Annotated in this window: 20 protein-coding genes and 1 pseudogene; 18 read left to right on the plus strand and 3 right to left on the minus strand. The window is 61.1% G+C overall.

Annotated features, from left to right (window positions below; all coding sequences use genetic code 11):
- The first annotated feature begins 2 nt into the window (after positions 1-2).
- On the plus strand, positions 3-461 hold the full coding sequence (locus FFI89_RS08990) for a PaaI family thioesterase (RefSeq protein WP_168212840.1): 459 nt from the start codon (positions 3-5) through the stop codon (positions 459-461).
- A gap of 165 nt (positions 462-626) precedes the next feature.
- Here the strand turns inward: FFI89_RS08990 and FFI89_RS08995 are convergent, their stop codons facing one another.
- Complete coding sequence (locus tag FFI89_RS08995) at positions 627-1262, minus strand: TetR/AcrR family transcriptional regulator (RefSeq protein ID WP_138834801.1); 636 nt, start codon at positions 1260-1262, stop codon at positions 627-629.
- Between the two features lie 175 nt (positions 1263-1437).
- On the opposite strand from FFI89_RS08995, the gene FFI89_RS09000 reads away from it, so the two are divergent.
- From FFI89_RS09000 to FFI89_RS09010, 3 genes and pseudogenes are all read left to right on the plus strand, one after another.
- Positions 1438-3360, plus strand: coding sequence for a class I adenylate-forming enzyme family protein (locus tag FFI89_RS09000; protein ID WP_138834803.1), 1923 nt, complete (start codon positions 1438-1440; stop codon positions 3358-3360).
- 89 nt (positions 3361-3449) lie between these two features.
- Positions 3450-4673, plus strand: a complete 1224-nt coding sequence (locus FFI89_RS09005) for a cytochrome P450 (RefSeq protein WP_138834805.1) — start codon at positions 3450-3452, stop codon at positions 4671-4673.
- A 27-nt stretch (positions 4674-4700) separates the two neighbouring features.
- Positions 4701-5971 (plus strand): annotated as a pseudogene (locus FFI89_RS09010) (thiolase family protein).
- A gap of 487 nt (positions 5972-6458) precedes the next feature.
- Here FFI89_RS09010 and FFI89_RS09015 read toward each other — a convergent pair.
- Positions 6459-7382 (minus strand): LysR family transcriptional regulator, encoded by a 924-nt coding sequence (locus FFI89_RS09015; RefSeq protein ID WP_138834807.1) that lies wholly within the window; start codon positions 7380-7382, stop codon positions 6459-6461.
- A 106-nt stretch (positions 7383-7488) separates the two neighbouring features.
- On the opposite strand from FFI89_RS09015, the gene FFI89_RS09020 reads away from it, so the two are divergent.
- From FFI89_RS09020 to FFI89_RS09085, 14 genes are all read left to right on the plus strand, one after another.
- A complete protein-coding gene (locus tag FFI89_RS09020) occupies positions 7489-7812 on the plus strand; it encodes a Dabb family protein (RefSeq protein ID WP_138834809.1) in 324 nt (107 codons plus the stop codon).
- Positions 7809-8888, plus strand: coding sequence for a maleylacetate reductase (locus FFI89_RS09025; protein WP_138834811.1), 1080 nt, complete (start codon positions 7809-7811; stop codon positions 8886-8888). The genes FFI89_RS09020 and FFI89_RS09025 overlap by 4 nt, the downstream gene beginning before the upstream one ends.
- Positions 8889-8893: 5 nt before the next feature.
- Entirely contained in the window at positions 8894-10267 is a 1374-nt protein-coding gene (locus FFI89_RS09030; protein WP_138834813.1) for an amidohydrolase family protein, read from the plus strand.
- Between the two features lie 20 nt (positions 10268-10287).
- On the plus strand, positions 10288-11190 hold the full coding sequence (locus FFI89_RS09035; RefSeq protein ID WP_138834815.1) for an NAD(P)-dependent oxidoreductase: 903 nt from the start codon (positions 10288-10290) through the stop codon (positions 11188-11190).
- Between the two features lie 15 nt (positions 11191-11205).
- Positions 11206-12081: an intradiol ring-cleavage dioxygenase gene (locus FFI89_RS09040; protein WP_138834817.1), complete on the plus strand. Its 876-nt coding sequence runs from the start codon at positions 11206-11208 to the stop codon at positions 12079-12081.
- A 69-nt stretch (positions 12082-12150) separates the two neighbouring features.
- Positions 12151-13542, plus strand: coding sequence for an FAD-linked oxidase C-terminal domain-containing protein (locus FFI89_RS09045; RefSeq protein WP_138834819.1), 1392 nt, complete (start codon positions 12151-12153; stop codon positions 13540-13542).
- Positions 13539-15077: a sugar ABC transporter ATP-binding protein gene (locus FFI89_RS09050; RefSeq protein ID WP_246669394.1), complete on the plus strand. Its 1539-nt coding sequence runs from the start codon at positions 13539-13541 to the stop codon at positions 15075-15077. The genes FFI89_RS09045 and FFI89_RS09050 overlap by 4 nt, the downstream gene beginning before the upstream one ends.
- Positions 15070-16020: an ABC transporter permease gene (locus tag FFI89_RS09055; protein WP_138834821.1), complete on the plus strand. Its 951-nt coding sequence runs from the start codon at positions 15070-15072 to the stop codon at positions 16018-16020. The genes FFI89_RS09050 and FFI89_RS09055 overlap by 8 nt, the downstream gene beginning before the upstream one ends.
- A complete protein-coding gene (locus tag FFI89_RS09060; RefSeq protein ID WP_138834823.1) occupies positions 16017-16994 on the plus strand; it encodes an ABC transporter permease in 978 nt (325 codons plus the stop codon). The genes FFI89_RS09055 and FFI89_RS09060 overlap by 4 nt, the downstream gene beginning before the upstream one ends.
- A 43-nt stretch (positions 16995-17037) precedes the next feature.
- Positions 17038-18012 carry a sugar ABC transporter substrate-binding protein gene (locus FFI89_RS09065; protein ID WP_138834825.1) on the plus strand — a complete coding sequence of 325 codons (975 nt, stop codon included), beginning with the start codon at positions 17038-17040 and terminating at the stop codon, positions 18010-18012.
- 69 nt (positions 18013-18081) lie between these two features.
- Positions 18082-18369: a YciI family protein gene (locus FFI89_RS09070; RefSeq protein WP_138834826.1), complete on the plus strand. Its 288-nt coding sequence runs from the start codon at positions 18082-18084 to the stop codon at positions 18367-18369.
- A gap of 227 nt (positions 18370-18596) precedes the next feature.
- Entirely contained in the window at positions 18597-19511 is a 915-nt protein-coding gene (locus FFI89_RS09075) for a LysR family transcriptional regulator (RefSeq protein ID WP_168212841.1), read from the plus strand.
- Between the two features lie 370 nt (positions 19512-19881).
- On the plus strand, positions 19882-21633 hold the full coding sequence (locus FFI89_RS09080; protein ID WP_246669395.1) for a CocE/NonD family hydrolase: 1752 nt from the start codon (positions 19882-19884) through the stop codon (positions 21631-21633).
- A 138-nt stretch (positions 21634-21771) separates the two neighbouring features.
- The gene (locus FFI89_RS09085; protein ID WP_138834830.1) at positions 21772-22995 is read left to right on the plus strand and encodes an ABC transporter substrate-binding protein; all 1224 of its coding nucleotides are present in this window, start codon (positions 21772-21774) and stop codon (positions 22993-22995) included.
- A gap of 421 nt (positions 22996-23416) precedes the next feature.
- Here the strand turns inward: FFI89_RS09085 and FFI89_RS09090 are convergent, their stop codons facing one another.
- Positions 23417-24739, minus strand: coding sequence for a DHA2 family efflux MFS transporter permease subunit (locus FFI89_RS09090; RefSeq protein ID WP_246669396.1), 1323 nt, complete (start codon positions 24737-24739; stop codon positions 23417-23419).
- Positions 24740-25055 lie beyond the last annotated feature (316 nt).

Consider the following 25055-nt stretch of genomic DNA (forward strand, 5'->3'; position numbering starts at 1 on the left):
AAATGTTCGAGACACAATCACGCGACGTGGAGGAATACACTGTGACGGTTTCACCTGAGACATCCGCATATCATCCGTTCGCCGAGATGATGAAGCTCCGCATTGACGAGCGAAGCCCGGGGCGTAGTACCTGTTCGATTGAGGTCGCCCCGGGTATTCACCACAATCCGCATCATGTCGCCCACGGTGCTGTACTTTACGCTCTGGCTGACACGGGCATGGGCGCGGCGCTCTACCCAGCCCTCAACGATGGTGAGATATGTGTCACCATCGAGATCAAGATCACCTATTTTCGTTCGGCTCCCGCGGGTATTGTCCGTTGCGAGACAGTTCTACTCAACCACGGGCGGACGATCGCAAATCTCGATTCCCGGCTCTATCTCGACGATACGCTGATCGCGCAGGCCAACGGCAACTTCGCAATCCTAAAGCGGAAGGGACATGCTGTCGCCGCTCCATGAGGCACGTGGACGGCGGATACGATGGCGGAATTCATCCGCTGCCGGAGTGCAGCAGGTCGCGGCGAAGCGACGCCGAAACGCGTCAGCACAGCTCCCATCATTGCCTGACCACAATGCCAACCTTGTTCTCGATTGCTTCGGAATGCGAAGACAGTGCTCGTCCGCCTATTCGTGACGGACGGCGCTCAGCAATTTCCGCGCGATGCTCGCCGGCGTCTCGCCGCCGGGGCGGTACCAGCTCATTGCCCAATTCATCGCTCCGAGCAGCCCAAGTCTGAAGATGCGCCGGTCGGTTCCTGCGGGCAGCGGAAGCTCTGCGATCAAATCCTTGAACACAGCTTCGTACTTGTCGCGGAGAGTGATCACCGCTTCCGGCAAGCGGTCGGCCAAAGGGTGCGAGACCAATACGGCTGCGAAGCGGTTCTTATCCAGCAAGCCTTGCATATGCGCAATACTGGCTGCTTCCAGGCGAGTCCACGGATCCATGCGACCTGCCAGAGCCGTTTCCACTGCGTCCAGCGACTGCGACACGGCAAAGGAGTACACGGCCGTGAACAATTCCTCTTTGGATGGAAAGTGATGATACAGAGACCCGGGCAGGATGCCGACAGCCGCGGCAATGTCGCGCATTGACGTGTTCTCGTAGCCCTTGTTGCCAAACAGCCGCGCTGCCTCGCCGATAAGCACCTGTCGACGATCCTCCGAAAGCTCGTGCCGCTTGCCATCAGTGAGCGGACGGCGTGCCGCTTTTGCACGTCGAGTTTGCGGAGCAGGGCGGGTGCGTCGGCTTTTTGCGATCATCGGTTTCGTTCGGGGTACGGACAGGGCATGTCTTACCCGACGCGTTCGGCCCCGTCGAGAATGATGAGGGCACATCACCAAACAAACACTTGTTTGGTTCTTGACTTGAGTTAAGTTCGGCTAGTAGTACGGCCGCAGCGGGCCGGATGACTGACCTGATCAACAAGGAGGAGCCATGGGAGCCTGGGAGGTCAAAGGACCAGCAAAGGGCGCATGCGGGTCGTGGCGCGACGTTTATCCCGAGCTTGCGGAAAAGGTCACCAAGATCAGGGCGCCGGCCGGGCGCGGCATCTGGTGGGAAGGCACAGAGATTTGGGCCTATCGAGATCGACCTGGCAATGTTTCGGAGTGTCTCGCTTCCAATATTGCGCGCTGGCCCGATCGCGAAGCTTATGTTTTCTATCCCGGCGGCCAGAGGATGACCTGGCGTGACGTCGGAGCACAGGTCGATCGCGTCGCCGCGCGGCTTCGGCATGACTTTGGCTTCAAAAAAGGCGACCGTCTCTGCCTGCTCATGGCAGGGTGCCCGGAATACGTCATCAGCTATCTCGCGATCATCCAGCTCGGCGGTGTCGCGGTGCCGGTCAATCTCGGGCTGACCGCGGAAGGGTTGGCGGCGCAGATCAACAAGGTCGGAGCCAAGGGGCTCATCGTCTCGCCGGACGTTTGGAGCACCAAGCTAAAGTCGGTGCGAGCCAGTCTCGACAGCGTTCAGGCGGTGTTCGCCACCGGCGAGGAAGTGCCGCCGGGTACGCTTGGCTATTCTGTGCTGACCCACGCCGGCGCCGAGCCGGCGCCGTTTGAGCCAGTCGATGAATGGGACCTGTGTGCGATCTCCTTCACTTCCGGCACAACCGGCGTGCCCAAGGGCACGATGGCCATGCACATTAATGCGCTTGGCTGCGCCCAGAACGTTGTGATTGCAGCCAAGGGGCTTGACGAAAGCGACGTCAATTTGTGCATGCCGCCGCTGTATCACAACACCGCCGTTTACGCGGACTTCCTGCCCGCGCTGCTCAGTGGTGGGAAATGCGTGATCATGGCGGCCTTCGCGCCGCTCGATGCGATCAAGCTCATAGAGGCCGAGCGGGCAACGTGGGCGGTGGCGGCGCCGATCATGCTTTGGATGATGATGAATCGTCCAGAGTTTCGAAGCCATGACTGTTCTACGCTCAAGAAGATCATTTTTGGAGGTCATGCGTCATCGGAGACGTTCATCAACCAGCTCAACAAGGAATTCGCGCCAATTGCCATGGTGAACGCTGGCTCCGTCTCGGAAAGCACCGCCGTCGGCTTTGCGCTGCCCACCGAAGACGCGATCCGTAAAATCACCAGTTGCGGCTTGGCTACTCCGAACACCGACATCGCGATCTTTGACGATTCCGGCAACGAAATCCTCGAACCCAATATCATCGGTGAAGTTGCGTACCGCGGCCAACAGACAAACGCGGGATATTGGGAGGAGCCGGGCAAGACTGCCGAGGTCTTCCGGCTCGATGGGTTTGTTCTGTCCGGTGACTGGGCCAAGATCGATGAGGAAGGCTACCTCTGGCTGCTGGACCGCAAGAAGGACATGGTCGTGCGAGGCGGCCAGAACGTCTACTGCATCGAGGTCGAGAACAAGCTGTACCTGCATCCGAAAGTGCTGCGGGCGGCTGTGGTTGGAGTGCCCGACCACCTCTTCTCGGAGCGCCTGAAAGCAGTGGTGGTGCTCAAACCCGGCCAGAGCGCGACGGAGGAAGAGATTCGCGGCCATTGTGCGCAACATCTCGCCAGGTACGAGACGCCCGAATATGTGGTCTTTGCGAACACCCTGCCGACGAATCCTGCAGGGAAGACGCTCAAGAAGGCTCTGGTCGATTTCTGGGGTGAGCCGGAAGGCGCCGCCCCCGCGCGTTTTGCCGCGTTCTGCGCAAGCATGCCGCCCGGGCTGATGGATATGCCGCATCTGCGAATCGACGGAAGGCCCGCCACACCTCGCGAGGTGCTCTCGGAATTGGAGCGGAGCACGGAGCAGGGACAACACATCGCCCAGATCCTGGAAGAGCAGGGCCTTTCTGCGCTGACAAGGCCAAGCGAAGCCAGATTCCAGAAATAGGCAAAGAACCAGGCCTGCTGAGCCAAGACGATACCGGCGCCGTCCGCATCGCAAGGCGCTGCGCCGACAGGATGTGGGAGTACTCTACGATGTTGAACCTTGACTTCGCCGATCCAACGACGAATGCCGACCCGTTCCCCCTCTTCGCGCAACTGCGGGAGAGCGATCCGATACACTGGTCGTCGGCCATGAAGGGATGGGTCATCACACGCTATGAGGACGTGAAGCATGTGGCGGTGACCCACTCCGATATGTCGGCGGACCGATTGTCCCCGTTCTTTGCGGCCGCGCCCGCTGACCGCCAGAGCAGCTACGTGCATCTGATGACCTATCTCGGAAAGTGGATGGTCTTCCGTGACCCGCCCGAGCACACGCGTCTGCGCCGACTGTTCACCAAAGCGTTCACATCGCGCTCGGTGAAGGCGCTCGAACCCAATGTGGAACAGATCGTCGGGCTGCTGTTCGACGAGATGGAGCAAAAGTCGCGCTCGACCGGAGTTGTCGACTGGATAGCCGACTTCGCCTATGCCTTGCCGGCAACCGTGATGATGGATCTGCTCGGTGTACCAAGGGAGGATTTGCGTCTCGTCAAGGAATGGTCCGATGACATCGCTCTCTTCATAGGGACTGCGCGTGCGACGGCCGACAAATATCTGCGCGCCGAAGCGGGCGCGAAAGCCATGGCGGACTACTTTCGCGGCATCATTGCGAAACGCGCAGCCGATCCGCGGGACGACATCATCAGCCAGCTCGTGGCGGCACGCGAGGAGCGCGACGCGCTGACGGACGACGAGGTGATTGCGACTTGCATACTTCTGTTGTTTGCCGGGCATGAAACCACGACCAATCTGCTAGGCAATGGCCTCTATTACACGATGAAATTCCCGGACCAGTGGAAGCGCATCAAGGACGATCCTTCACTGGTCGAATCGGCGGTTGAGGAATGGCTCCGATACGACGGCCCAAGCGGCGCGCTGGTGCGTGTCATGACGGCCGACGTCGAATTCGGCAACAAGCAGCTGTTGCAGGGTCAGCGCCTGTTTGCCTTCGTCAATGCGGCTAACCGCGATTCCGGGCAGTTTGCCAATTCGGACCGCTTCGACATCGGCCGGTCGCCAAACGCACACTTGACGTTCGGTCATGGCATTCACTTTTGCCTCGGCGCGCCACTCGCCAGACTTGAGGGACAGATCGCGCTGCGCTCCCTGATCGAACGGTTTCCGGACATCGCGCTGGCGAGCACAGTTGCTCCGGAGTGGAAGGACTCGCTCGTTCTCCGGGGCTTGCAGTCGCTCCCGGTGCGTTTGCGCTGATCCGCAGGAAGTGTGGGAACCGAACAGATGAAAGAAATTCCGGAAGTCTATGTGATCGGAACTGCCTGTACCGCATTTGGCAAGAAGTTCGAAACCGGGTTCAAGGCGCTGACGCGCGAGGCCTACCTTGCTGTCCTGGCGGATGCCGGGATCGAGGACGGACGCGACATTTCGATGGCATGGTTCGCCAATTGCGGGATGGGCTCGTTCGGGCAGCGCAATATCCGCGGACAGGTCTGTTTCTCTCCCCTGGTGCGGGAGGGTCTGTTTCCGGAGCGCGTTCCCACGATGAACGTCGAAGGTGGCTGCGCGACGGCCTCCCAGGCATTCCATGGCGCCTGGAAGGACATCGCGTCGGGCGATGCGCAGCTTTCGCTCGCCATCGGCGTCGAAAAGACGTTTGTTCCGGAAGACCCTGCACGAACCCAGGAGATTTTTGACGGCGGCATCGATCGCCTGGATCCGGACGAGTGGCTCGCCTATTATGGTGAAGCCGGAGCAATATGCGGAACGCCGTTCGCGCCCGGCGAAAAGCGCGGCACGATCTTCATGGATACCTACGCGATGCAGGCGGCGTATCACATGAAACGTTACGGGACGACGCAACGGCAGATCGCGGCCGGTGCAGCCAAAAACCACACCCACGGGAGCCTCAATCCGCTTGCGCAATACCGTTTCAAGATGACGGTCGATGAGGTGCTTGCTGACCGTGAGATCAGCTATCCGCTGACGCGAAGCATGTGCGCCCCGATCGGCGATGGTGCTGCAGCGGCGCTGCTTTGCACGAAGGATTACCTTGCTGGATTGCCGAGCCGAGTGCGGGAACGGGCGGTCAAGGTTCGCGCCAGCGCGATGTCGGGCGGCAAATACCGGTCGCTCGACGAACCGGGGCTTTCACGCGTTGCCGCCGACAGGGCCTACAAAATGGCTGGGCTCTCGCCGTCGGATATCGATATAGCCGAAGTTCACGATGCGACTTCGTTCTGCGAAATCTATCAGGTCGAGATGCTTCGGTTTTGCGCAGATGGGCAGGGCGGCGCCTATGTCGCATCTGGCGCAACCGCGCTCGGTGGGGAACGCCCCGTAAACCTATCCGGGGGCTGGTCTCCAAGGGGCATCCTATCGGAGCCACTGGCTTGTCGATGATCCACGAGCTTGTCCTGCAGTTGCTTGGAGAGGCAGGTGATCGGCAGGCGAAGAAGGCACGAACTGCACTTGCCGAAAATGGCGGCGGTGTCATCGGCTTTGACGAAGCGGCCTGTGCGATAACGATCCTGGAAAAGCTCCAATCCATCTGACCTGCCGGGGCCCGTGCGTTGCGGCGCTCTCCACGGCCGACCACTGCCAGATTCGGTACCTTTCGCCACGTTTCTTCCCTCTGCCTAATTCAATCAGGAAGTAGGACCTGCCTCGGTCGCTTCCGTCTTCAGGTGACGAAGACGCGGCGGCGGGTCCTGCTGCGGCGAAGCCAACGGCAGAAGCTGTCGTGGGAGCGGTTCAATGTAATCTTGAAGGTCTACCCGATACCGATCGAGCATGTACACGACTGACGTCACCAAATAGCGTGATCAAGTACTCGTCAGAGGAGCCGAATGCGGGAAAGCCGCACGTCCGGATCTATGAGGGGGCGTCGAGCGATCGGCGCCTCTACTCGACCCTACTTCGAAGAGTTTCAGAGACATTTCGGCGGCAGATCGGATGTCTGTTTGCCCAAGCTGCTGTGAGGCGTCAATTTCGACTGCCGCCTGACGAACGCAGTCGATTGGCTCACGCCGCTTGCGCCTTCTACTCTTTCGGCAAGATCCAAATTCCTGGATCCGAGTTCTTGCGGATGTGATTGAACAAGAAATCCACGAAGACCCTGATTTTGGCCGGCAGCCGGGCGCGGTTCTGGTAGGCGATGTTCATCGTGAGCAGCGGCAATTCCCAGTCCATCAAGACCGGCACGAGCCTGCCGGCCGAAATATCATTCTGTACGATGTAGAGCGGTTGGATCAGGACGCCGAGTCCTCCAAGCGCCGCGCCGCGGATCACTTGTCCGTCGTTGCTGTCGAGCGTCGGCGCGATACGGACAATCTGCGTCGCGTTGCCCTTGCTGAGCCGCAGCGAGTAGGGATCGTTTGCGAGGTTGTAGATCAGCATGTCGTGGCGCGCGAGGTCGGCCGGATGTTCTGGCCGATCATGACCCGCAAGATAGGACGGGGCTGCCGCCAGCACGCGCCGCATCTGACCGATGCGTCGGACGATGATGTTGGAGTCCGGCTCCTGCTCCCTTGTGCGGATCGCGACGTCGATGCCAGCCTCGATGAAATCGGGATAGCGGTTGGCGGCGATGATCTGAACGCCGAGGTTCGGATAGAGCGCACGGAATGCGCACAGCATCGGCGCCAGATAGATCATCGCGAACGACAGCGAGCTTGTGACGCGCAGCATGCCCTTCGGGGACACCGCGCGGTCGCTCACCGCGTCCTCTGCTTCGGCGAGTTCGTTCAGAAGTGTGCTGCAGCGTTGCAGGAACTCCTGGCCAGCCTCCGTCAGCCATTGTCGGCGTGTATTGCGCTCGATCAGCCGGACCGCGAGCCGGTCCTCAAGCGCGCTCAAGTGCCGGCTCGCGGCCGCGTTCGACATTCGCAACGTTTCGGCGGCCCTGGAGAGACTGCCCAGTTCGGCCGTCTTGGAGAAAACCTCAAGTTGCAGCAGGCGGTCCATTTTTGCTCAAATCGGAAAAGAGACTTCCAAAATCTGATCTTTATTTCCGCAATTCGCAAGGCAAAATACGCCCAACAAATAAGCGACAGGCGAGGAAATCAAGGAAATGTCGAGTCCGATCAAGCACATCGTGATGTGGCGGTTGCGCGGGGAAACGGCTGCGGAGCAAGCCGCGGCCCGGACGAAGGTCAAGAACCTCTTCGAAGGCCTCCGGGGCCAGATCGACGGCCTCACACACATCGAGGTCGGCGCCGACGTCAGCCAGGTCGATTACGCCTGCGACGTAGTCCTAGTCTCAGAATTCACCGACAGCGCGGCCCTGAAAGCCTATGCGACCCATCCAGAGCACCTGCGCGTGCGGGAGGAGCTTGGCGACCTGAGGATCGGCCGCTTTCAGGTCGATTATCCCGTCAAAGAGACCGGCGCATGATCGGTTCGTTTACCTTTGAAAATCTGCCTTGCCGCGTCGTGTTCGGCAGCGGGACTCTCAGTTCGGCCAAGGCAGAAATCGAACGGCTCGGCGGTGAGCGCGCGTTGGTGCTGACCACGCCACAACAGGAACCCGAGGGCGCCAAGCTCGGCGCCGCGTTGGGTCCGCTTTATGCGGGCATCTTCGCGGGCGCAACGATGCACACGCCGGTCGAGGTGACTGAGCAAGCGCTGGTGGCGATGAAGGCGTGCGATGCCGATTGTGTCGTCTCGCTCGGTGGCGGATCGACCACGGGCCTCGGCAAGGCGCTGGCCTTGCGCACCGGCGTCAACCAACTCTGCATTCCCACCACCTATGCCGGCTCAGAGATGACGCCGATCCTCGGCCAGACCGAGAAAGGCCTCAAGACCACGGTGCGCGACACGGCCGTGCTGCCGGAGACCGTGATCTACGACGTCGACCTGACGCTGACGCTGCCGGCCGGACTCGCCGCGACCTCCGGTATCAATGCGATCGCTCACGCGGTAGAAGCGCTCTATGCGCGCGATACCAATCCCGTGACGTCGCTGATGGCGGAGGAAGGCATCCGCGCGCTGGCGCGGGCACTACCCGTCATTGTCGCAAAGTCCGACGATCGCGCGGCCCGCAGCGAAGCGCTCTACGGCGCTTGGCTGTGCGGCGTATGCCTCGGGACCGTCGGCATGGCGCTGCATCACAAGCTCTGCCACACGCTCGGAGGCACGTTCGATCTCCCGCATGCCGAGACGCACACCATCGTGCTGCCGCATGCGCTTGCCTATAACGCGCCCGCGGTCCCTGAAGCGATGGCGCGGATATCGCGCGCGACCGGCGCCGCCGATGCGGCGCAAGGTCTCTATGACCTCGCCAAGCGGCTCGGCGCAAAACTGGCGCTGCGCGACATCGGTATGCCCGAAGCAGGCATTGACAAGGCGGCCGATCTCGCGGTGACCAATGCCTACTGGAATCCGCGTCCACTCGAGCGCAACGCCATTCGCGACCTGATCGCCCGCGCATGGGCGGGCGAGCCGCCGGTCACGATAAAAGCGGCGGCGTGATCGACATGCGACGAACCCTCATCAAATCCGCAACGATCATCAGCATGGATGATGCGCTCGGCGATTTCGTTGCCGGTGATCTGCTGGTGGAGGGTAATCGTATCGTCGACCTGCGCCCGGAAATTGACCTTGGCAGCGGCGCGATTGAGACCGAGATCCTAGACGGTGAGGGACGCATCGTCATACCCGGCTTGATCAACGCCCATATGCACACCTGGCAGACGGCGTTACGGGGTTTTGCGGCCAATTGGACGCTCCCAGAATATTTCCGCCGCATGCATGCGGGGCTCGCGACCGTTTTCCGGGCTGACGACATCTACATCGCGACGCTGGTCGGCGCGCTGAACCAGATCAATAGCGGCGCCACCACGCTGGTCGACTGGTGCCACAACAATCCGACACCTGATCATACCGACGCCGCGGTGCGCGGCCTGATCGAAAGCGGCATCCGCGCCGCCTTCTTCCACGGCTCGCCGAAGCCGGAGCCAAAGCCGGGCGAGCCGCACTTCTCAGAGATACCGCACCCCCGCCGCGAGGTGGAGCGATTGCTGGCAGGCCCCTTTGCCGACCAGAACGGTCTTGTCACGCTTGGGCTTGCGATTCTCGGCCCGCATTACTCGACGCTGGATGTCGCGATGCATGATTTCCGCCTGGCGCGGGAATTCAACCTGATCGCGTCGATGCATCAGGGCGGCGGGCCGGCCAAGACACCCGGCGGCTGGGAGAAGCTGATCGAGGCGGGTCTGGTCGGTCCTGGCGTCAACATCGTCCATGGCAATGATCTGCCCGACGATCTCCTGCAACGCCTCGTCGATCTCGGCGTGTCGTTCTCGGTAACGCCGGAGAACGAGATGATCCAGGGCCACGGCTTTCCGATCACCGGGCGGCTGCTCCAGCGCGGCGTCCGTCCCACGATCGGCATCGATCTCGAATCGGTGCTGGCCGGCGACCTCTTCTCGGCCGGACGCGTCGCGCTCTCGATGCAGCGCGCGCTCGACAATGCGGAGGTGCGCAAGACCGGCGGAACTATTCCGGCGACGACCACAATCCCTGTACGCGAGGCGCTGCGCTGGCTGACAACCGAGGGCGCGCGCATGCTCGGTCGCGAGGATCAGATCGGTTCGCTCACACCGGGGAAGCTGGCCGATCTCGTCATCATCAATGCGTCCGAGCTCAATCTCTTCCCGGTGCACGATCCCGTCGCCACCGTGGTGATGCAGACGAGCCTCGCCAATATCGAGGCTGTCATGATCGGCGGCACCTGGAAGAAGCGGAACGGCCGGCTGCTGGTTGACGGGCTGGATCACAAGAAGGAACTGCTGGCGCAATCCGGCCGGCGGCTGGTGCAGGACATCGAACGACAGGAACGCGCCGCCTGAGGCGCCAATGGACAACTTGAATGACAGAAGCTTCCAAAAACGTCGCCTTTATCGGAATCGGCAAGATGGGCCTGCCGATGGCAGTACTGGTTGCCAAGGCCGGCTTCGCCGTCACCGCCTTCGATCAGAGCGCCACGCGACTTGCTGAAGCGCGCGCGCAAGGTATTTCTAGTGCGGCCTCGCCTTTCGAAGCCGTGAGCGGCAAGGCCGCCGTGATTACGTCCTTGCCGGATGATGCGGCCTTGCGCACAGTCATGCTGGGCCCGACCGGCCTAATTGATGCGATGGCGCCGAAGGCCGTCCTGATTGAGACCAGTACCGTCAGCGCGGAGGCCTCTGCCGAGGTCGCCGCCGCCGCACAGGCGCGCGGTCTCGCTTACCTGCGTGCGCCAGTGTCCGGAAATGCCAGCATTGTCCACACTGGCGCGCTGTCCTGCTTCGTCTCCGGCCCGAAGGACGCCTTCGACAGCGCTAAGCCGCTATTGTCTGCCTTCACCCGCGCGCAGACCTATCTCGGGCCGAGCGAGGAAGCGCGCTATGCAAAACTCGCCGTCAATCTGATGATTGCGGTGTCGGCGGCGATGATGGCCGAGAGCCTGGCGCTGGCACGCAAGGGCGGAATTCCCTGGCAGGACATCCTGAATGTGCTGGACGACAGCGCGGTAGCGTCCCCGATGGTGAAATACAAGACTGCGCCGCTAAGGACCCGCGACTTCGAGTCGACCTTCTCCTGCAAGCAGATGGCGAAGGACCTCGACCTCATCCTCGGTGCCGGCCATGCCATCGGCGTACCGCTTCAGCTTGCTGCGCAGGTGCGCGAAACCTACGGCGCGCTGGTCGCGCAGGGCGACGGCGAGACCGACTTCATCGCCACCGTTAAGCACCTTGAACGGCTGTCCGGCCTTGGCGAGCCCAAACTCTGATCGAAGGAGGCGCAATTGCGTAACTTCAACGAAAACACGATTACCGATGCAGCGCTCGAACGCATCGCCGGCACAACCGATCCGCGCGTAAAGCAAGTCAGCGAGGCGCTGGTGCGCCATCTCCACGCCTTCGTGCGCGAGATCCGCCCGACGCAGAAGGAATGGGAATACGGCATCGACTTCCTGACCCGTACCGGACACATGTGCGACGACAAGCGCCAGGAGTTCATCCTGCTGTCGGATACGCTCGGCGTGTCCATGCTGGTCGACGCGATCAATCATCCGGTGCCGGAAGGCGCGACTGAAACGACTGTGCTCGGTCCGTTTTTCGTCCAGGCCGCCCCCGAAAAACAGAACGGCGATGACATTTCCGGCTCGATGGAGGGCGACCCCATGATCGTCACCGGCTCGGTTTCGACCGTCGATGGGCGGCCGCTCGCCGGCGCCGTGGTCGACGTCTGGCATTCCGACAATGACGGCTATTACGATGTTCAGCAGCTCGACGAGATCGGCGATCTCGCGATGCGTGCCAGGTTCCACGCCGACGCGAACGGCCGCTTCCATTTCTGGTCAATCAAGCCGGCCGCCTACCCGATCCCGCATGATGGACCGGTCGGCGATATGTTGGAAGCGCAGGGGCGTCATCCCTGGCGTCCCGCGCATGTGCACTTCATGATCTCGGCGCCCGGCTTCGAGCAGCTTGTGACGCATGTGTTCGTGGCCGGCGACAAATACCTCGACTCCGATGTGGTGTTTGGCGTCAAGGACAGCCTGATCCGCGACTTTATACGCTGCGCGCCCGGTCGCGCGCCGGATGGTCGCATCATGGACGCCGCATTCGTCCATCTCAACTATGATTTCGGCCTGAAGCAGGTCGCAAGCAGCGCGTAGGCGGCTTAAGCCGGAACAAACCTAACGGACCGACAAGAGTCCGCACGAGAACGCAGACGGGGAGAGACCATGGAACCACGGGTCAGCATAGCCGCATTGGCCGAACGTCTCGCAGGCGTGATCGGGCCGCGCGCGAGCGTGGCGCAGGGCGTGCTGGATCAGCACGGCCAGAGCGAATCCTATTACCGCGCGCTGCCGCCGGACATCGTCGTCTTTCCGGAGACGACGCACGAGGTCGCGGAGATCGTCAAGCTCTGCGCCAACGCGGGCATGCCGATCGTCCCGTTCGGCGCCGGCACCTCGCTGGAGGGTAACGCGGCTTCGGTCGCGGGTGGCGTCTGCTTCGACTTCGCGCGCATGAACAAGGTTCTGACGGTGCATGACAGCGACATGGATGTCGTGGTTCAGCCCGGCATTACCCGAAAACAGCTCAACGCAGAGCTCCGCGGCACCGGCCTGTTCTTCCCGATTGATCCCGGCGCGGATGCATCGATCGGTGGTATGAGCTCGACGCGAGCGTCCGGCACGATGGCAGTACGCTACGGCACCATGAAGGATAACGTCGTGGCGCTTGAGGTGGTGCTGGCGGACGGGCGCGTGATCCGCACCAGCAAGCGCGCACGCAAATCCTCTGCCGGCTATGACCTGACGCGGCTGTTCGTCGGCGCGGAAGGCACGCTCGGCCTCATCACCGAGATCACGCTGAAGCTGCATCCACTGCCCCAGGCGATCTCAGCCGCGGTCTGCAGTTTTGACACCTTGCACAACGCGGTCGATACGGCGATCGCCGTGATCCAGGCGGCCATTCCCGTGGCACGCGTCGAACTCCTCGACGACGTCATGATGCGCGGCATCAATGCCTACTCCAAGCTCGGCTATCGCGAGGCGCCGACGCTGTTCTTCGAATTCCACGGCTCGGAGACGTCCGTTGCGGAACAGGCCGAACTAGCACAGGCGATTGCCGCCGAATTTGGCGGCCGCGGCTTTGAATGGGCCAAGGCGCCGGAAGACCGCAGCCGGCTCTGGCATGCCCGCGATAACACGCTCTATGCGGGTCTCGGCCTGCGGCCCGGCGCGCGCGCCGTCATCACAGATGTCTGCGTCCCGATCTCGCGGCTCGCCGAATGCCTGACGGATACGCGTCGCGATGCGGACGAACACGGCTTTACAGCGCCAATTGTAGGCCATGTCGGCGATGGCAATTTTCATATGTTGATCCTTGTCGATCCCGCAAAGCCCGAGGAGATCGACGGCGCCAAAGCGCTCCAGGCCCGCATGGTCGCCCGCGCCATCGCGATGGACGGCACCTGCACTGGCGAGCATGGCATCGGGCTTGGGAAGATTGATTTTCTCGCCGACGAACTGGGCGGAGCCGTCGACGTGATGCGGTCGATCAAGACTGCGCTCGATCCGAACGGCCTCATGAATCCCGGAAAGATTTTTGCGGGAGTGCGCCAATGAGCACAGCGTTGAAGATGGCCGCTCAGACTGCCAGCGAGGAATCCGCAACGCCGCTGCTCGAGCTGCGCGGCATCAGCAAGGAATTTCCCGGCGTTAAGGCGCTAGACGACGTGTCCTTTGCGGTTTTCCCCGGCGAAGTCCATATGCTGCTCGGCGAGAACGGCGCGGGCAAATCGAGCCTGATGAAGGTGCTCTGCGGCGCCTACCGCGCCGACGCCGGCGAGTTCTTCTACAAGGGCGAGAAGGTCGCGATCACCTCGACCGCGGCCGCGCAGAAGCTCGGCATCGCCGTGATCTTCCAGGAGTTCTCGCTGGTTCCGTATCTGGATATTGCGCAGAACATTTTCCTCGGCCGCGAGCCGAAAGGCCTCATCCCCGGCACCATCGACCGCCGCAAGATCCTGGCCGAAGCGAAGCGCGTACTGGATGCGATCGGCTTCGACATCGATCCCTCCGTCACCGTGAACACGCTCGGCGTCGCGCAGCAGCAGATGGTCGAGATCGCTAAGGCCATTAGCCAGGACGCGCGCATCCTGGTCATGGATGAACCCACCGCAGCGCTGTCCGATCGCGAGACCGAGCTGCTGTTCACGCTGATCGCGCGGCTGAAGGCAGATGGTGTGTCCATCGTCTATATCTCGCATCGCATGGCCGAGGTATTTGCGCTCGGCGATCGCATCACGATCCTCCGCGACGGCCGCCGCATCGATGGCGTCCGCCCGGCCGACGTCACACCCGATCAGCTCGTTCGCATGATGGTCGGCCGCACCGTCGACATGACTTATCCGCGCAATTTTGCCGACCGACACGGCGAGGTGCTGCTGCAAGTCAAGGGATTAACCTCGCCGACGGGGATCTTCGACATCAACATCGAGGTGCGCCGGGGCGAGATCGTCGGCCTGTGCGGCCTGGTCGGTTCGGGCCGCAGCGAGGTCGCGCGCGCCATCTTCGGCGCTGATCCGACGACGTCTGGCGAGATCATCTTCGACGGTAAGCCGATCTCCGGCGAGCCGGACGTCGCCGCCCGGCGCGGCATTGCCTTGATCCCTGAAAGCCGCAAGAGCGAGGGCCTCGCGCTGCTTCGCTCCGTCGGCGACAATCTCGTGGTCTCGGCGCTCCGCAAATTATTCCCGAGAGGTCTATTCGATCCGCGAACCAGCCAGCGCACTGCCGACGATCTGATCCGGCAGCTCCGCATCGTAACCCCGAGCGCGCGTCAAACCGTTGGCCTGTTGTCCGGAGGCAACCAGCAGAAGGTCGTGATCGGCAAGTGGCTCGCGGCCGGAGCTAAGCTCTTCATCTTCGACGAACCGACGCGCGGCGTTGACGTCGGTGCCAAATCCGAAATCTTCGCGTTGATCGACCGCCTTGTCGGCGAAGGCGCTGCCGCGCTGATGATCTCATCGGAGCAGGTAGAGATCTGCCATGTCTGCGACCGCGCCTATGTGATGCGCGAAGGGCGAATCGCCGGCCATCTGTCACGAACCGAATTGACCGAGGAGAACATCGTGCGAATGGGGATGCATCATGCGTGAAGCCGCGGTCGTTTCACAATCCAATCCGTTACAGCGCATTCCTGGCGTCGCCTTTGTGCTGGTCGCGCTGATTGCCGTGTTCGGTGCTGTCGCGCCGGGCTTCCTTTCGGTTGCCAATCTTTCCAACGTGCTCGTGCAGTCGACCATCCTGACCATGCTCGCGCTGCCGATGACGCTGATCATCATGACCGAAGGGCTCGACCTCTCAATGGGCGCAGTCTTGACGCTCACCTCGCTCTGCGTCGCCATCGTATCAGTCGCGACCAAGTCAATGGTGCTCGGCCTTGGCGCCGGCGTTCTCGTGGGCGTCGCCTTCGGCACGGTCAATGGTTCGCTGGTCGCGATCCTCGGCATTCCGCCGTTCGTGGCAACGCTGGGCACCCTCGGCGTGGCACAAGGTCTGTCACTCATTGTCTCAGACGGCCAAAGCGTGGTCGGCATTCCCCACAGTGTGCGTGATATCTACTCGTCGAAACTCCTTAGCGTGCCAGTGCCGATCGTGATGGCGCTGGTAACCTACGCCGCATTTCACGCTCTGCTGTACCACACACGCTTTGGTACCTACATCTTCGCGCTCGGCGGAAATCGTGAAGCGCTGAGATTTGCCGGCCTTTCGCCCAACAAGCTCCTGATCGCGGTCTATGCGCTCGGCGGCATGATGGCCGGCGTCGCAGGGCTTCTCATGACCGCGCGCATGAACTCGGGGCACCCGACCGCAGGCCTTGGGCTGGAATTCGACGCGATCGCGGCCGTCGCGGTCGGCGGCACCTCGTTCGAGCGCGGCAATGGCTGGCTGCTCGGCACCGTGCTTGGCGTTATCGCCGTCGGCGTACTGCGTAACGGACTCAATCTCATCTCGCTGCCATCCTCGGTGCAGGTCGCGAGTGTCGGCATCCTCGTCATTGTCGCGCTGTTCCTGGATGGTCTACGGAGCCGGTCATGACCAACATCACCAAGGAGGCCATCGCGCCGCCGCGATCTTTCCTGTCGCAGGACGCAATCCAGCTGTTCTATCGGCTGCTGGCGGCACTCCTGATCTGCGCCGTGCTCGCCGCCGTCAGCGACTCCTTCCTGAGCCTTGGCAACATCCTTAACGTGCTGCGGCAAGCGAGCCTGACGTTCTTCATCGCCTCGGGCCTGACGCTGGTCGTGCTCACCGCCGGCCTCGACCTCTCGGTAGGCGCCAATGTCGCGCTCTCCGCCTGCATTGCCGGCACGGTGATCCACAAGACCGGCTCACCGGCCCTCGGCATTCTCACCGGACTTGCCTGCGGCGGCATCGTCGGGTTCCTCAATGGCGTCATGGTCACGGCGCTGCGTATCCCCTCGTTCATCGCCACCTACGGCATGCTCTGGGTGCTGAACGGACTAACGTACTGGTACATGGCCGGCGAAACCATCCATGGCTTCCCTGCAGGATTCCGCCAGATCGGCAGCGGCTACCTATTCGGCCTACCCATTCCGGTCTATCTGCTGCTGGTGTTCCTTGCGATCGGCACGCTATTCGCACAGCGGACGATATGGGGACAGCAAATTTACGCGATCGGCGCCAATCCCGTCGCCGCGCGTCTCTCTGGCATTCCGGTCGCACGGCTGCTGCTGCTCGTCTATGCCGTCTCCGGCACGATGGCGGGACTCGCCTCGATCATCTTCCTGTCGCGGTTGAATTCGGCCGAGGCCGATATCGGCGAGAGCCTGACTCTACCGGCGATTGCGGCCGTGCTGATCGGCGGCACCTCGCTGTTTGGCGGCGTCGGCACCATGTTCGGCACCTTCATCGGTGCGCTGATCCTGACATTGGTGTTGAACGGCATGAACCTCCTGTCGGTGAGTGCCAATTGGCAGCCGCTCGTTACAGGTATCATCGTCGTTCTCGCCGTTTGGCTGGACATGAAGACCGGCCGCCGGACGCAATGAGTTCTCGAGCAATCCAACAAACCAGACGAGGGATGGAGATAACATGAAACAGAAACTGAGCTACCTGGCACTGCCGCTGATCTTGGCGGCTGCATTCACGACGCAGGCGCGCGCCGACGGCGAGACCATCGCCGTCTTCACCAAGAACCAAACCAACCCGTTTTTCCAGACTGTACGCGTTGGCGCCGACAACATGGCGAAATCACTGAACGCCAAGACGCTGCAATACATCCCGACCAAGCCGGACTCGATCCCCGAGCAGCTCAGCCAGATCGAGGACGTCGTGGTGAAGAAACCGAGCGCCATCGTCTTCACGCCGGTCGACTACAAGGCGATGGTTCCGGGGGTCGAGAAGATCAACGACGCCAAGATCCCGGTCGTCAACATCACCGACCGTTCAGCCGGTGGCAACTTCGTCTCGTTCGTCGGCGCTGACGACTACAGCCTCGGGTTGGAGACGGCGCGCTATCTACTGAAGACGCTCGGCGGCAAGGGCAACATCGTTATCATCGAAGGCGTCAAGGGCTCGCTGACCAATATCGATCGCGTGCGCGGCTTCAATGATGCGCTGAAGGAAAATCCGGGCGCAAAGCTCTTGGCGTCACAGCCTGGCAATTACCAGCGGCTGCAGGCGCTCCAGGTGATGGAGAACCTGTCGCAGTCCAACTCACAGATCGACGGTGTGCTTGCCGCCAACGACGCCATGGCAATCGGTGCGATCGAGGCTCTCGATGGCGCCAATCGCAAGGCGCAGGTGATTGGTATCAACGGCACAAAGGAAGCGATCGACGCCATCAAGACCGGCAAGCTGCTCGCAAGCGGCGACTATAATGGCTTCACGCAAGGCTGCCTCGGCACCATGATGGCGATCCGAAACCTGCGCGACCAGCCCGTCATCAGGGAGATCGTGTTGAAACCGACCGTCATCACCAAGGACAATTTCCAGCCCTTCGATGTGCCGCTGGAACAGCGGTCCTGCCCGACCTTCGAGGAAGCCGGCAAGCTCGGTAGCAAGTAAGCCCCACATGCTGATCAAACCCCGGACGGCCGTTCGCGGCGGCCGTCTCATTTTCAGATTGGAGTTCTCATGCTGTTTGCCATTCACGCCCTCGATCGCGAGGGCGCGCTCCCGACCCGGCTCGCCAACTACGATGCGCATAAGGCATTCCTTAGCGACACTTCGCGCTTCGGCGTCAAGATCGTAATGTCCGGTCCGCTCGTCTCCGACGACGGCGAGGGGATGATCGGCAGCCTGTTCCTGATCGAGGCCCCCGGCCGCGCTGAAGTCGAAGCGTTCAACCGCGCGGATCCCTTTGCCGCGGCCGGCATCTGGGAGAAGGTAACGATCACCGGGTTTATACGTCGGCAGGGCTGAGGAGCTTTGAATGCACGGGCGAGGGTACTCGAGATCGTCAGGACGCCGAGTCGGCGTGGCACGCAGGCAAGGTCACGCTGAACTCTGGCCGTGCTGATTGACCGCATGTCGATGCCACGACTGATAGCCGGCAAGTCACACCAATCATGCCTTGGCGATTTGCGGCCATCTTGAATGACTGTGTCGTGGGGGCCTCGCCGGGGGTGTTTCCTAGGAATAGGGACGCAATGAATCAGAAGCAGCTCGACTATTTCATTCGCATCGCCGAGCTTGGCAGCTTTCGCAGGGCCTCTGAGGCGCTGAGGATCGCCCAGCCTGCCCTAACACGCCAAATCCAGCGGCTTGAGCAAGATCTGGGCGTGCAGCTCTTCTTCCGGGGAGGACGCGGAATCATCCTTACCAACGCCGGTGAGCTGTTGCTTGAGCGCGCCCAATTTATCCAGCGACAGACAGAGCAGGCCATCGCTGATGTCCGCTCCGAGGGCAGCGTTCCGCGTGGCTCGGTATCGGTAGGTGCTCCCGGATCGATCGCGAACGTTCTGTTCAAGCCGCTCGTTGAGACGTATCTGCGACTTTATCCTGGTGTGCGTCTGCGGCTTTACGATGGAGTCGCCTACCTTCGTGACCAACTCTTGTCCGGGGTGCTTGATCTCGCAATTCTGCCGACAGGCCGCGTGCTGACCGAGGCCGGCATCGGCAGCGTCACGCTGGTGCGCGAACCGGTCTACCTTGCGGGCCCCCCTGGTGAGTTCGCCTTTGGGTCGAATTGCATGCTGGCTGACGTGGTGCGGCTGCCACTGGTTGCGGCGGGCGGTGCAAGTTCGATGACCGCCAGGCTTGAGGCTAGTGCGCTCAGCGTTGGACAGGAGCTCGAGTTCAGAGTTGAAACTGAGAATCTCCCCGTCCTAAAAGAATTGATCCGCGCAGGCATCGGCTATTCGGTGTTACCCTATTGCGCCGTCTGCGGAGACGACGAGCGGGGTTACCTCTCTTTGTGCCGAGTCGAGGACTGTAGTCTGGATCGTGTACTCGGATGGCGAACCGACCGTCCGTTAACGCCGGCTGTTCGAGCCATGGTGACGCTGATCCGTGAGCAGGTCGAGAAGCTGAAGCAACAGGGCGCCTTCGGCCGGTGCGACTGAGCACTCTTGGCGATGCTCGCCATCAGCCTCTGATCCAAGGCGATGCCGAAGAGGCATCGGTCAAATAGTCATTAAGTATTGGATTACGACGCCAGACACCCATAGCGTCTCCTCGACAAGGCAAAGGGACTGCCCAGACCGTCTGAGGCAAGTCTAGAGCTGAAAACGCCAGAAATCTCCGAGCGTGTGGATGGAAAATGGCGAGCACAGGGCTGGAAAATGCTTGAAGCCGCCGCGTCCGATGGCGTAGCCGGACTGCTTCACTAAAACTCTGGTCCTGCGTCGGTACGCCGAGCCAACTCCAACAAATCGAGATCATCATCGTGCTTCCGCGGGAGTGCGACCGTAGAGATGCGGATGGGAGGCTGAAATGACGACGAAGAGCGAAGTCCGCGACGGCATGCGCGTTGACTGGGATGTCGAAATTAAGATGCCCGACGGCGTCATTTTGCGTTGCGACATCTTCAGGCCGCTGGGTGAGGAGCCTGTTCCGGCGCTGATGACCTATGGTCCATATGGCAAGGGTCTTGCCTGGCAGGACGGTTACCAGACGGCGTGGGAAATCCTCGAGAGAGACAATCCTGACGCGGTCGCTAATACGTCGAATCTCTATCAGTGTTGGGAGGTACCCGATCCGGAGAAATGGGTTCCCGATGGTTACGCGCTCGTCCGCGTCGACTCCCGCGGAGCGGGGCGATCTGAAGGTTTCCTCGCTGTCAGCAGTCCGCAGGAGACGCAAGACATTTACGACTGCATCGAGTGGCTCGCGCGCCAGCCCTGGTGCAGCGGCAAGATTGGAATGAACGGCATCTCGTACTACGGCGCTAACCAGTGGAGGGCTGCCGCCAAGCGCCCACCCCATCTTGCGGCAATCTGCATCTGGGAAGGTTATTCCGACAGCTATCGAGAAGCATCCCGTCACGGCGGCATATTCTGCACGTTCGGAAAGAACTGGTTCAATATCCAGGTTCTGACGCTCCAGCACGGGCTGGGCGATAGTGGCCGGCGCAGCCGCGTGACAGGTGAAACGGTTTGCGGGCCTGAAACTTTCACCGACGAAGAATTGGCACGCAATCGCGTTGTCAGTCGCGGCCTCCTCGCTCATCCACTCGAGGATGCCTCTCATCGCGCGGCAAACGGGGATCTATTGGCGGTGGAAATTCCGCTGCTTTCAGCCGCGAACTGGGGAGGTCAGGGCCTGCATCTGCGCGGCAATGTCGAAGGTTATCTCGGGGCAGCCTCAAAGCAGAAGTGGCTTGCGTTTCACGGTGGCGCGCATTGGGCAGAGTTCTATACCGACTATGGCGTTGCCATGCAGAAACGGTTTTTCGGCCACTTCCTCAAGGGCGAACGGACAGGCTGGGAGGATCAGCCTCCGATCCAGATGCAGATCAGGCGCCCCGGTGAAACGAAATTCGCCGTACGGCATGAAAACGAGTGGCCGCTGGCCCGGACCCAATGGACGGAATTTTACCTCGATTTCGAACGCATGTCGCTAACGACCGAACCTTCAAGCGCGCCGAGCAAGCTGGACTACCGGGCGATGGGCGAAGGACTGACCTTCAAGACGGCGCCGTTCGAGACCGAAACCGAGATCACGGGACCTGTTGCCAGCCGTCTACTGGTCTCCTCGAAAACCGTCGACGCCGATGTCTTCCTTGTCCTGCGGCTGTTCGATGCCGACGATCGCGAGGTAACGTTCTTCGGCGCGGTCGAGCCGCATGCACCGATAGGACAGGGCTGGCTGCGCGCATCGCATCGGAAACTCGATCAAGCGAAGACGACGCCTTATCGTCCATACCATAGCCATGACGAGCTGCAGCCGCTCATACCTGACGTTCCGGTTCGACTCGATGTCGAAATTTGGCCAACCTGCATCGTAGTTCCGAAAGGCTATCGCATCGGCCTGACTGTTTTGGGGCGCGACTATGAATGGGACGGCGCTGCCACGTTCCTATCAACCGCGAAAAACATGCTGAAAGGCTCCGGCCCCTTCCTTCACGATGATCCGGAAGATCGTCCGTCAGACATTTTTGGAGGAATCAATACGCTTCACTTCGATCCCGGAAATCCGCCATTCGTGCTGCTGCCGGTTATTCCTTCGTCCGATTCCGCTCGCTGATCCTGTTGGCGGTCTCCGGACGAGGATTCACTGAAAACGCTGAAGCAAACGCGTGATCGACGATCCGAACAAGACATCTAGTCAGACGACGTATGGTCGCTCCACCGCACCACCCGTATTGAATGGGAGAATAATTCGATGATCCGTTTTACGTCCAAACTCGCCGCAATTGCGGCCGCCATTGTGTTGCTTGCGGAAAGTAGTGCGCTTGCCCAGAAAAAATACGATGCCGGTGCGAACGACACCGAGATCAAGATTGGCAATACCGGCCCATACAGCGGCCCGGCTTCGGCTTATGGCATCGTCGGCAAGACCGAGGAAGCCTATTTCAGGATGATCAATGATCGGGGTGGCGTCAAAGGCCGCAAGATCAACTTCATTTCTTATGACGACACTTACAGCCCGCCCAAGACGGTGGAGCAGACCCGCAAGCTCGTAGAGAGCGATGAGGTGCTGTTGATCTTCAATCCGCTCGGCACGCCGACCCAGTCGGCGGTGCAGAAGTACATGAACGCGAAGAAGGTCCCGCAACTTTTCATCGCGTCCGGCGCCAGCAAGTGGGACGATGCCGGGCAATTTCCTTGGACTATGGGTTTTCAGCCGAGCTATCGTGCGGAGGCGCGGATTTTTGCCAAGTATATCCTGGCCAACAAGCCCGATGGCAAGGTCGCAGTGTTCTACGCGAATGACGATTTTGGCAAGGATTATGTCGCCGGGCTGAAGGATATCCTCGGCGACAACTCTTCAAGGATTATCATCGCCGAGGAAAGTTACGAGAACAGCGAGCCCAGCATCGACTCTCACATCGTCAAGCTGAGGGGCACCGGCGCCGACGTACTGGTCAACATCTCCACGCCGAAGTTCGTCGCGCAGGCCATCAAGAAGATGCATGAGATCGGCTGGAGGCCAATCCATTTGATGACTGACGCGTCAATTTCGATCGGTACGGTGATGCAGCCGGCCGGCCTCGATGCCTCTGAGGGTATCCTCTCGGCAGGCTTCCTGAAGGATGCGTCTGACCCGCAATGGAAAGATGATGCCGGCATGAAGAAGTTCATATCCTTCGTTGAAAAGTACATGCCGGGCGCCAATGTCGCCGACTCAAATCTGGCTTACGGTTACGCTGCCGCACAGACCATGGTGTATGTGCTCGAACAGTGCGGAGACGACCTTACCCGAGTCAACATCATGAAACAGGCGACCAGCATCAAGAAGTTTGTTCCGGATATGCTGATCACAGGCATTCACGTCAAGACTAGTGCGGCGGACTTCGCGCCGATCGAGCAACTCAAGATTATGAAATTTTCGAACGGCAAATGGGATCTTTTCGGGGACGTGATCAGCGTCGAGACGGAACGCTAGAGGACGATCGAATAGGAGAACCTTCGCTACGCCATGATTACGTCGCATGTACTGCCGCTCTGGGGTCTCTGATGATGGCAGGTTGAATGGATCGGATATGCCAGACGAACCTCTGCTCATGTAGCCCTCGGTGAAATGCGGGTGGCCTTCAGGCATGCTTTCGATGCTCAATTCGCGGTATCACCCCTGCATCGACCGGCCGATTAGGGCTGCCCCAAGGTCACACCGCCTATGCGCTTCAGTTTGAAGATGTTGGCCGCTTTAGGTCAAAGACTTCGTGCCAATGACCGCTCTTGGCGGACATTCGCTAAGACACCACTGTGTTGGCAGTGGAAGTAAGAGTCCAGGATGGCCCGAACATAGAATAAGTAGGATCGGCATTCTCGGGATTTGAGACGAGGAAGACGGTCGGCAACGGTCGTCATCGTTGTATCAATGGTTGGGCTTTCGCCATCGGGGCGATCAACAAAGCGGCACTCGCCGCCGCTAACGAGCAGATGACCGCGCCCATCGCTGCGGCGAGACCAAAAGCCGAAAGCAAAGCAGGTCCGGATGACGCTATCACAGGTCCAACAAGGGCTGTAGCAACCAATCCGCCGGTGCGCGCTACTGCGCTGTTCAACCCGGATGCTGCACCCGTGTGGCTGCTGTCGACGGACATCAGTACCGCTGTCGTGAGTGGGGCGACCGCGCAAGCCATTCCCAAAGCGATCACGACCATCGCGGGGAACACCCCCAGCCAATAGCTTGTGACGGACCCGATCCGCAGCGTCAGGAGAAAGCCAGCCGCGACGATGACCGGTCCTGTGGTCAACAGCCATCGTGGAGCGACCCTGGCCGCCAGCGCACCGGCGGCAGGTGATGCCATGGCGATTACCAGTGGCAAAGGCAGGAGCGCGGCGCCGGCCTGCGTCGCGGTGTACCCGCTCGCCTGGATCAACACATAGGGCACCAGTACGAACAAGCCGCCGAGAGAGCCGTACAGCAGGAGCGTCAAAAGCGTGAGGCCGACGAAGCTCGGAGATCCGAACAGCGAGAGCGGCATCATGGCGCTGTCGCCGAGCCGTCGCTCCGCAAACAGAAACAGCAGCGAGAAGATCAAGCCCGCTCCCAGCACGATGAGGGCGGAAGGCGACCAGGCCCGGCCGGATCCTTCGGTCAGGGCCCAGGTCGCCAAGCCCAAACCAGCTGTAGCCAGCGCTCCCCCTAACCAGTCGAGATTACCGGCCGCGTCGTCGACGTCCTTGTCGACGTAACGGGACGCCAGCACGATCGCAGCGGCAGACAGCGGAACGTTGATCAGAAAGGCGAGGCGCCAACTGCCGGCATCGATGAGCCACCCGCCAAGGACAGGTCCGATCGCGCCCGCGGCCGCTCCGGTCGCCGCCCATATGCCGATCGCGCGGCCTTTCGCCTCTCCCGAGAAACTCTGGCCCAGGACCGCGAGACTATTCGGCATCAGCATGGCCGCGCTTGCACCCTGCACGAAACGAGCAATCAGTAACAGGAAAAGAGTCGGCGCTGCCGCGCAAGCCAGAGAAGCAAGACCGAACAGCAGAACGCCCACGATCAAGAGACGGCGGCGGCCGTACCGGTCTCCCGCTGCGCCTCCCAGCAAAAGTAGCGCGCTCAAGGGAAGCAAATAGGCATTGACAACCCACTGCAGGCCGGTGGCATCCGCATGAAAACTCCGACCGATCGCCGGTAGTCCAACATTGACGACCGAACCATCGATGAACGCCAAGCTCGATGCCAGGATCGTCGTTGCGACAACGAGGCGAGGGTACGCAGGCGAACGCGTACCCTCGGCTGTTCGCACGGTCGCGGCGTCAAAGGGGACGTGAAGGGCGTTGCTCATTTGTAGTCAATGTAGGCCGCATACCGTGGGAGAACCAGCGGGAGCAGACGGAGCCGCTTTGGCACTGACGGTCGGATGCCTGGCAGTCCGATCGACCGGCGCTCACGCGGAACCTAAGAAAATGGCGTGCGGGCGACTGCTTTTGGCGGCAAAGCGGCCGTTCGACAAAGTTCCGACGTCAGCAAACCCGAAATCAGCCAAG

The sequence above is a fragment of the Bradyrhizobium sp. KBS0727 genome, assembly GCF_005937885.2.
Taxonomy (GTDB): Bacteria; Pseudomonadota; Alphaproteobacteria; order Rhizobiales; family Xanthobacteraceae; genus Bradyrhizobium.